This window comes from Peribacillus sp. P4_C12, assembly GCF_056402095.1.
Window position 1 is genome coordinate 1 of record NZ_JBFUIB010000668.1, and the last position, 1,726, is coordinate 1,726.

Annotated in this window: 3 protein-coding genes; all 3 read right to left on the reverse strand. The window is 35.2% G+C overall.

All coding sequences use genetic code 11. The features are described 5' to 3' along the window. Positions 1–248: NAD(P)H-dependent oxidoreductase (locus AC1DUW_RS27800; RefSeq protein ID WP_477644051.1), on the reverse strand; the 248-nt coding region annotated here is incomplete at its 3' end. A gap of 426 nt (positions 249–674) precedes the next feature. After that, positions 675–1,262 (reverse strand): TetR/AcrR family transcriptional regulator, encoded by a 588-nt coding sequence (locus AC1DUW_RS27805; RefSeq protein ID WP_053346358.1) that lies wholly within the window; start codon positions 1,260–1,262, stop codon positions 675–677. A 173-nt stretch (positions 1,263–1,435) separates the two neighbouring features. Continuing rightward, positions 1,436–1,726 (reverse strand): SDR family NAD(P)-dependent oxidoreductase (locus AC1DUW_RS27810; protein ID WP_477644052.1); only part of this gene is annotated, 291 nt, incomplete at its 5' end.

Consider the following 1,726-nt stretch of genomic DNA (forward strand, 5'->3'; position numbering starts at 1 on the left):
GTGTAAGATGCCTTATAGACTGGTGAACCAATAATGATACCTCTAGCTTCCTGAATTTTTTCTGAAAGCTTTATTATATCTTCACTATTATACCGGCCTTGGAATAGATCATCTGCGGAAAAATCCGTTATAGAGTAATAAGCAGTGGTAAACCCCTCTTGTTCAACTAGTGATCGAACATGTTTTAGAGAGATGTCAGTTCTTGATGGACTCGCTGGACTGCCTGATAAAATTACGATTTCGCTCATATAAATTTCCTCCTATTATTTTCTTATCTGTGATAAGACTTGCTGATTCAATAAAAATCACTCAATCACTAATAAATCGGATAAGAATCCTGCCTAGGTAAGTCATGTACCATATAATAATCGTAATATTCAGAAAAATAAAAGTCAAGTGTTTAACTCGGGATTAATGTGAATAACCTATTCAGAAACTTTTCTCAGTTATCCCCCTCTACTTTTCCTAAAATTTCAAATTGTTTCTTCCTTGACCTTTTAATTTTTGCATCTCCAAAATAACTGGTATAGTTCCATTCTTCGGCTTACACTAGTTTGCACAATGTATCGTCAAGACTAGAGGTACAAGCTTGAATAACTAATACTAATTGTAGATAAAGCAACGGTCATATTTACGGCTTGTTGACTTCATACGCCTTAAATATGACCGTTTATTTATGTATTATTGCTTTTTCCATGAATCCCATATACTAAAAGCTGAGCAATACTCTTTATTCGTTCCTCAGTAAAATACGGTTCCGTTTTCTGTTGATGAATCTCATAATGGGTCGATAAAGCTAATGTAAAAGAAATAATTCCTACATTAAATAGGATAATATCGGAAATATAGTGAATCTCTCCAGTATCAATTCTCTTCTGAAGTTCAATAAGCTTAGCATTTGGCTTGAAGATTTGCTCAACATATTGTTTAGAAATTTCTTTATCGTATTGAGTTTCTCGAAATAATATCGAATACTGTTCTTTATTTTCAAGAATTTTTTTTATCAATGTGATAACGTGGTTCTCTACAAGCTCATCCGTAGAAAGGTGGCTAGTCTCAACTTCCGCATCTTCTTTTTCACTAGGAGTAATCGTAGCCAAAAGCAAATCTTTTTTGCTGTCAAAGTATTTGTAAATCGTAGCTTCGGAAACATTACAGGCAGAAGCGATTTCATTCGTTCTGGTCATGTCAAAACCTTTACTGGCAAAAAGAGTCCGGGCTACATTAATGATCCGTTCTTTTGTTTGCTGCCCTTTTTTCAAAAATATCAACCTTCTTTTACAAAAGATAAGACCGGCTTGTCCGATCTATTTTCCATAATAGCCTGATGATACCAATCGGTCAATATAACCTTTGGTCTATGAGACTTGCATTAGTCATATAAGACATAAAAAGAAAACATCGTCGGATTAGGACGATGTTTTCCTTTTCAAAATTATTTAAAAGATGCATAGCCATCATCAACCATAACAATACTGCCATTAATCGCATCAGCTTCATCTAATGATAGTAGATAAACAGCATTCGCAATTGCTTCCGGCTTAATTAATTTGCCGCGCATTTGGCTTGCATTCAATTTATCGATGATTCCCATATCTTTATATCCTTGGATAATTGGAGTATCCACACCGCCTGGTGCGATACCTACTACTCGTATTCCATAAGCACCCAATTCCAAAGCCGCTGTTTGTGTCATCATTCTTACAGCGCCTTTAGAAGCCTGGTA